Origin of the sequence: Jiangella rhizosphaerae (genome assembly GCF_003579925.1) — a bacterium.
Taxonomy (GTDB): Bacteria; Actinomycetota; Actinomycetes; order Jiangellales; family Jiangellaceae; genus Jiangella; species Jiangella rhizosphaerae.
Genome location: NZ_QUAL01000079.1, coordinates 1 through 6790, shown reverse-complemented (window position 1 = coordinate 6790; position 6790 = coordinate 1). Strand labels below are relative to the sequence as shown.

Here is a 6790-nt window from a genome sequence, read left to right as displayed (position 1 = left end):
GCCTGCCCCCGGGTGGCTCCCGGGGGCAGGCGCGGTTCAGCGGACGAGACGGACGATCAGGCGGTCTTCTTGCGGCGTGCGCCGCGGTCGGCCAGGTGGGCGGCGCCGGGGATGAGGCCGGAGCGCAGCAGTTCGAGCCGCTCGTCGAGCAGCGCCTCGAGGTCCTCGATGGACCGGCGCTCGAGCAGCATGTCCCAGTGGGTGCGGGCCGGCTTGGCCGGTGCCTCCTCGGGGCGGTCGGTGGCGACGCGCAGCGACTCGGAGCCGCAGCGGGGGCAGTCCCACAGGGCAGGCACCTCGGCCTCGGTCGAGAAGGTCATCTCGAAGCGGTGGCCGGCGGTGCAGCTGTAGGCCACCGTCTGGCGCTCGGCGAACTCGACGCCGCGCTCGTCCTCGTAGCTCGTCGCGCCGAGGCGGGAGCCGCGCAGGGTGGAACGCTCAGACATGTGTGAAACCCTTCCGGGGCGGTGGCCCCTGGGACGAGACGTCGGTCCTTTACCTCTGCCGCCGTGATCACGTCGTACCCGATCACAACGACATGATGACAACGGACGGCCGGGGAGTAATGTTCCGCGTTCCCTGTGATAATGCAATCTGAGCGACGTGATGTTCCTCACCGGTAACGTTCGACCGACCGCGGCACCCGGTTGCCGGCCGCGACGATGCCCGCCTTCAGATCGACCCTCGACAGCAGCACGAGGCCGGCGACGAAGAACGTCACCAGCACCAACACCGACCATCGATAGCTGTCGGTGAGCTGGAACGCCAGCCCGAACGCCAGTGTTCCGAACCAGCTCGTGCCGCGCTCGGCGGCCTGGTAGAGGCTGAAGTACTCCGCCTCCTTGCCCTTGGGGACGAGCAGGCTGAACAGCGAGCGCGACAGCGCCTGGCTGCCGCCGAGCACGAAGCCGATGGCCACCGCCAGGATCAGGAACGGCACGACCTGCTCGACCGGCAGGAAGAACGCGGCCCCGACGACCACCGTCCACAGCACGAGGCTGGCCATGACGACGTTCTTGGCGCCGAACCGGTTGGCCAGCCGGCCGAGCGCCAGCGCGCCGCCGAACGCGACGAACTGCACGATGAGGATGGCGATGATGAGGACGTCCTCGCCGAGGCCGAGCTCGCGGTTGCCGTAGATCGACGACGCGGAGATCACCGTCTGGACGCCGTCGTTGTAGAGCATGTACGCGATGAGGAACAGCAAGGTCTGCGGGTAGCCGCGGGCGTGCCGGAGCGTCTCGCGCAGCTGGCCGAACGCCTGCCGCGTGGCGCTGCCGCCGACCCGTTCGACGCCGGTGGGCGGCCGGTCGTGGATGCGGCGGTAGGGGATGATCGTCCACGCCGCCCACCACAGCCCGGCCGACAGCAGGCTGATCCGGACGGTGTCGGAGCGGCTCAGCCCGAACGGCTCCAGCGTCACCAGGGCGAGGTTCGCCGCCAGCAGCAGGCCGCCGCCGAGGTACCCGAACGCCCAGCCGCGCGACGACACGCGGTCGCGGTCGTCCTCGTGCGCGATCTGCACGAGGATCGCGTCGTACACCACCATCGACGAGCCCAGGCAGATCGCCGCGACCACCAGCAGGACGGCGCCGAGCTGCCAGTTCGCCCCGGCGACGAAGAACATGGACGCGGCCGCCGCGGACCCCGTCCACGCGAACCCGGCCATCAGGTGCCGCTTCTTCGCCGTCCGGTCGGCGATCGCGCCGACGATCGGCAGCAGGATGGCGGACAGGATGGTCGCGAACGTGACGGTGTAGGCGGCGACCGACCCGGCGGCGATCGGGACGCCCAGCACGGACAGGTCGCCGCGACACGGATCGTCGGTGGTGCCGGCCTCGCCGCATGCCGCGGTCTCGGCGACCGCCGTCAGGTACGGACCGAAGAGCACGGTGGCCGTGGTGGTGACGAAGGCCGAGTTCGCCCAGTCGTAGAAGTACCATGCTCGGTGCTCCCTGGCCCGCTCGACGGGGTCGGCCAGCGGGCCGGGCGGGGCGAGAACACGGGTCACGCGCGGACGGTATCGGGTACGGGGCAGTCGTGGCCAGACGACACGATGTCGCGGCCGCGAACGAGTGATGAGGAGACGACGACGGTGACGGTGCGGGAGATCCGGCTCTACGGCGACCCGGTGTTGCGGACGGTGGCCGACCCGGTGACGGAGTTCGGCGAGGCGAGCCGCGCGCTCGCCCAGGACCTGCTGGACACCCTCGACCTGCCCGGGCGGGCCGGCGTCGCTGCGCCGCAGATCGGGGTGCCGCTGCGGGCCTTCTCGTACGGGCTCGAGGGCAAGCGCGGCGTCGTCTTCAACCCCGTCCTCGTCGCGACCGAGGGGGAGCAGAACGGCGAGGAGGGGTGCCTGTCGGTGCCGAACCTCTGGTTCCCGACCCCGCGCGCCGCCTGGGCCGCCGTCGAGGGCTTCGACGCCGACGGCGAGCCGATCCGCGTCGAGGGCGACGGCGAACTGGCCCGCTGCCTGCAGCACGAGACCGACCACGTGAACGGCATCGTCTACATCCAGCGGCTGGAGCCGTCGACGCGTCGCGGCGCCATGCGCGAGATCCGGCGCAGCGCCTGGTTCAACGCCTGATCACGACGCCGGGCGCCACTGGCCGCGCGACTCGAGCACGTCGCGCAGCAGGTCGGCGCGGTCGGTGATGAGGCCGTCGGCGCCGAGGTCGAGCAGGCGGCGCATCTGTGCCGGCTCGTTGATGGTCCACACGTGCACCTGCTTGCCCGCGGCGTGTGCGGCCGCCACCGTCGCCGGCGTCACGACGGCCCGGCCGCGGAACGTCGCCGGCACTTGCAGGCAGTCGACGCCGCGCAGGGCGGTGGCGGCGAACCGGCGCGCGCCCGGCGTGGATGCCGCCGCGACGAACGCCGCGATCAGCGTCTGCCCGGCCGACGTCGCGACCGGCGCGGCGACCCGGCGCAGCACGGCCCGCCGGCGGGCGTCGGAGAACGAGGCGACGCAGACGCGGTCGTGGGCATGGGTGCGATCGAGCACGCGGGCCAGCGGCGCGACGGCGCCGGGGGACTTCACGTCGATGTTCACCCGCAGCTCCGGCCAGCTGCCCAGCAGGTCCTCGAGCGCCGGCACCGGCTCGACCCCGCCGATCAGTGCCCGCCTCACCTCGGACCAGGGGAGGGCGGCGACGGCGCCGGTGCGGTCGGTGACGCGGTCGAGTGTCGCGTCGTGCAGGGCGACGACGACCCCGTCGGCCGTCGCGTGCACGTCGGTCTCGACGTACTCGTAGCCGAGCTCCACCGCCGCGGCGAAGGCCGCCATGCTGTTCTCGAGCCCGTCGAGGGAGAATCCCCGATGGGCCAGCGCGAGCGGGCCGGGACGGTCGAGGTACGGATGGATGCCGGCCACGTGGCCAGGCTAGCGGCCGCCTCGAGGCCGACCGCGAGGTCCCCGGCGGCGGCGAGCGCCACGAGGGAAAAGAGAGACGGGAGGCGACGTGAGCAACGACGGGGACCTGCGTGACGTGCTGCTGCGCTGGCACGCGGGCTGGGTGACGGCGCGCGATTACCGCAGCAGCGTCGACGGCGACGTCGTCACCGTCCGCATCGGGCTGCCCGACCGAATCACCGAGACGATCCTGCTGACACCCGAGCCGCAGCTCTACGCCGAGGTGGCCGGCCGGGTCGCCGGGCCGAGCCGCTGGCTCACCGCGCCCACCACCGACCGCGCGCGCACCGAGGCCACCGCCGTCGCCGCCGGGTTCGAGGTCCACGCGCCCGAGTGGCTGATGTCACGCCCGCTCGGCGACGAGCCCGGGTCCGGCGCGCCGGACGGGTACGAGGTGTGGCTCAGCGGCCGGCCGCCGGTCCTGGTCGCCGAGGTCGTGACGGCCGACGGGGACCCGCGGGCGCTGGCGGCGAAGGGTCACCTGGCGCTCAGCGGCGCGGGCGACGTCGACGCCGTCGCCGACCGTATCTTCACCGTCCCCGCGCACCGGCGGCGCGGGCTCGGCTCCGTCGTCATGGGCGCGCTGACGGCGGCGGCCCGCGAGCGCGGCGCCCGGAACGGACTGCTGGTCGCGTCGCAGGAGGGCCGCAAGCTGTACGAGCGCCTGGGCTGGCGGGTCGAGGCGGAGATGGCGACGGCCCGCTGGTCCGGTCACGGGTCGCCCGCGGCGAGCGTCGACCCGTTAGAGTGATGCCCGTCGCGACTGGCGCAGCTGCCCGGGCCACCGGGCACGGGGTGGAACCGACCACCGGGGAGCGGACGGCCGTGGCACCGCGCGCCTGGGTGCCTCGGGAGACACCGACACATCGAGAGGATGTGGCTCTCGCCATGACCACGAACGCCCGCGCCGCGCTGCAGGCCGCCGACCCCGAGGTGGCCGCGCTCATCACCGCCGAAGAGGAGCGGCAGCGGCAGACGCTGAAGCTGATCCCGTCCGAGAACTACGTGTCCGCGGCGGTCCTCGAGGCCACCGGCACCGTGCTGACGAACAAGTACTCCGAGGGCTACCCCGGCCGCCGCTACTACGAGGGCCAGCAGGTCATCGACCAGCTCGAGACCCTCGCCGTCGAGCGGGCCAAGGCGCTGTTCGGCGCCGACCACGCCAACGTGCAGCCGTACTCCGGCTCGCCGGCCAACCTCGCCGCCTACCTCGCGGTGGCCAGTGCCGGCGACACCGTCATGGGCATGTCGCTGCCCATGGGCGGGCACCTCACCCACGGCTGGAAGGTGTCGGCGACGGGCACCTGGTTCCGCGCGGTCCAGTACGACGTCCGCCGCGACACCGGCCGCATCGACCTCGACCAGGTCCGCGAGCTGGCGCTGGCCGAGCGGCCGAAGCTGATCTTCTGCGGCGGCACCGCCATTCCGCGCACCATCGACTTCGCCGGGTTCGCGGCCATCGCCCAGGAGGTCGGCGCCGTCCTCGTCGCCGACATCGCCCACATCGCCGGTCTGGTCGTCGGTGGAGCGCACCCGACGCCGGTCGGCCACGCCGACATCGTCACCACGACGACGCACAAGACCCTGCGCGGCCCGCGCGGCGCCATGATCCTCACCACCGAGGAGTGGGCCAAGCCCGTCGACAAGGCCGTCTTCCCCGGCCTGCAGGGCGGCCCGCACAACCACACGACCGCCGGCATCGCGGTGGCGCTCGGCGAGGCCGCCCAGCCGGAGTTCAAGGACTACGCGCACCAGGTGGTCGCGAACGCGGCGGTGCTGGCCGACGAACTGCTGGCCCGCGGGTTCGACCTGGTGTCGGGCGGCACGGACAACCACCTGATCCTCATCGACCTCACGTCGAAGGGCGTCGCCGGCAAGCCGGCCGCCCAGGCCCTCGACCTCGCCGGGCTGGAGACCAACTACAACACCGTCCCGTACGACCCCCGCAAGCCGTTCGACCCCTCCGGTCTGCGCATCGGCACCCCGGCCCTGACCAGCCGCGGCATGGGGGAGCCCGAGATGCGCGAGGTCGGCCGCTGGCTCGACGAGGTCGTCACCGCGGCCGCGGGCGGCGACGAGGACGCGCTCGCCGCGGCGGTCGCCCGTGTCCGTGGCGAGGTCACCGAGCTCACCGGCCGCTTCCCGACGCCCGGCCTGGACGGCTGACGCACCGCTCGACGCACTGATCAGGTGCGGTCGCGGCGTGTCAGCGACCGCGACCGCACCCGATCATGGCGGTGCACGACGGGAAGGACCCGGGCACGCCTCACGCTTGTCGTGCCCGTGTCGCCCTACTTTGTCGTGCGGCGGCGCGCGATGATCATCCAGGATCGTCTGCATCACGAGGATTACGTGAGCTTCAACATGGCTGTAGGGGTGTTGACGCTGGGGTAATCCTCGTGATGGCCCGCGAATCACGGTGAAATCTCACCAGGTGGACGCTCGACGACACCAAACTCACACCGAAACGGGCGCAGAGGCCTGGTGCCGTCGCCACATTGCCCCCGTCCCCCTGATAGCTGCCCGTTCTGAGCCGCGTGCGCGCGGGTCAAGCGGTCCGCATCGGCGCGAAGCGCCTCCTCGGTCCGCTTGAGGCGCGCGTGCGCGGCCAAGACAATCGGGCAGCGCCGGCGCACGTGCTGTACCGCAGCGGCAGCACGTGCGGGCTGAACCGCGTCGGCGGCAGCGACCGCACCGGCTTCTTCCCGGTCACCACGGCCGACCAGCTGCCCACCTATGGCGACTACCGCCCGGCCGACGTGCCGTGGCTGACGGTCGACGGCGGCGCCGCGGTGCTCGATCCGGGGGAGTCGTCGCAGGTCACGCTGCGCCTCGCCGCCGACGTCGCACAGCCGGGCACGTACGAGGGCGGGGTCTGGGTCCGCGAGGACACGCCGTACGCCGTCGCCCCGGTCGACGTGTCGATGACGGTCGACCCGCCGCGTCGCTGGGGCGCCCTCGTCGGCACCGTGACCGGCCCCGCCTGCGACGACGGCGACGGCGGCGACGACGACGGTGCCGGCGGGGTGGCGGTCGCCGGGGCGAACGTGCGGATCGACGGCCGCGGTGCGGACGCCATCGTCCGCACCGACCGCGACGGCCGGTTCCTGCGCTGGATCGACCGCGCCGACATGCCGCTGACCCTCACCACCACGGCGGACGGCTACGCCGTCGACAGCCGCCGCGTCAGGCCGCCCGCCACCGGCCCGTCGATCGTGGAGGTGGAACTGGCCTGCACGGATAGGGACGGCGCCGGAGCCGGGGGTCAGGGCGCCGCGGGCGCGCCGAACAGCGCCTCGTGCAGCCCGGCCGCGCCGCCGGGGTCGAGGGAGCGGGCGGCCAGCCATGCGGCACCGGCGGCGCCGTCCAGGGCCG

6 protein-coding genes and 1 pseudogene are annotated in these 6790 nt (G+C 73.1%); 4 read left to right on the top strand and 3 right to left on the bottom strand.

Annotated features, from left to right (window positions below; translation table 11 throughout):
- Positions 1-56 precede the first annotated feature (56 nt).
- Both DY240_RS09020 and DY240_RS09015 read right to left on the bottom strand, forming a co-directional pair.
- Complete coding sequence (locus DY240_RS09020; protein ID WP_119659602.1) at positions 57-446, bottom strand: RNA polymerase-binding protein RbpA; 390 nt, start codon at positions 444-446, stop codon at positions 57-59.
- 167 nt (positions 447-613) lie between these two features.
- Positions 614-2011 carry an MFS transporter gene (locus DY240_RS09015; RefSeq protein ID WP_199701127.1) on the bottom strand — a complete coding sequence of 466 codons (1398 nt, stop codon included), beginning with the start codon at positions 2009-2011 and terminating at the stop codon, positions 614-616.
- An 84-nt stretch (positions 2012-2095) separates the two neighbouring features.
- Between DY240_RS09015 and DY240_RS09010 the strand changes: the two genes are divergently transcribed.
- Positions 2096-2590 (top strand): peptide deformylase, encoded by a 495-nt coding sequence (locus tag DY240_RS09010; RefSeq protein ID WP_119659601.1) that lies wholly within the window; start codon positions 2096-2098, stop codon positions 2588-2590.
- Here DY240_RS09010 and DY240_RS09005 read toward each other — a convergent pair whose 3' ends face one another.
- Positions 2591-3376 carry a glycerophosphodiester phosphodiesterase family protein gene (locus DY240_RS09005; RefSeq protein WP_119659600.1) on the bottom strand — a complete coding sequence of 262 codons (786 nt, stop codon included), beginning with the start codon at positions 3374-3376 and terminating at the stop codon, positions 2591-2593.
- 88 nt (positions 3377-3464) lie between these two features.
- Between DY240_RS09005 and DY240_RS09000 the strand changes: the two genes are divergently transcribed.
- The 3 genes and pseudogenes from DY240_RS09000 to DY240_RS08990 all read left to right on the top strand — a co-directional run.
- The gene (locus DY240_RS09000; protein WP_119659599.1) at positions 3465-4166 is read left to right on the top strand and encodes a GNAT family N-acetyltransferase; all 702 of its coding nucleotides are present in this window, start codon (positions 3465-3467) and stop codon (positions 4164-4166) included.
- Positions 4167-4303: 137 nt separating this feature from the next.
- The gene (locus DY240_RS08995; protein ID WP_119659598.1) at positions 4304-5581 is read left to right on the top strand and encodes a serine hydroxymethyltransferase; all 1278 of its coding nucleotides are present in this window, start codon (positions 4304-4306) and stop codon (positions 5579-5581) included.
- Between the two features lie 470 nt (positions 5582-6051).
- A pseudogene (locus tag DY240_RS08990) lies at positions 6052-6790 on the top strand (hypothetical protein); the annotation flags it as partial.

What these genes read in the sequence shown, in the direction of transcription:
- DY240_RS09020 (WP_119659602.1), bottom strand. Translation starts at nt 446, where the DNA reads ATGTCTGAGCGTTCCACCCTGCGCGGCTCCCGCCTCGGCGCGACGAGC.
- DY240_RS08995 (WP_119659598.1), top strand. Translation starts at nt 4,304, where the DNA reads ATGACCACGAACGCCCGCGCCGCGCTGCAGGCCGCCGACCCCGAGGTG.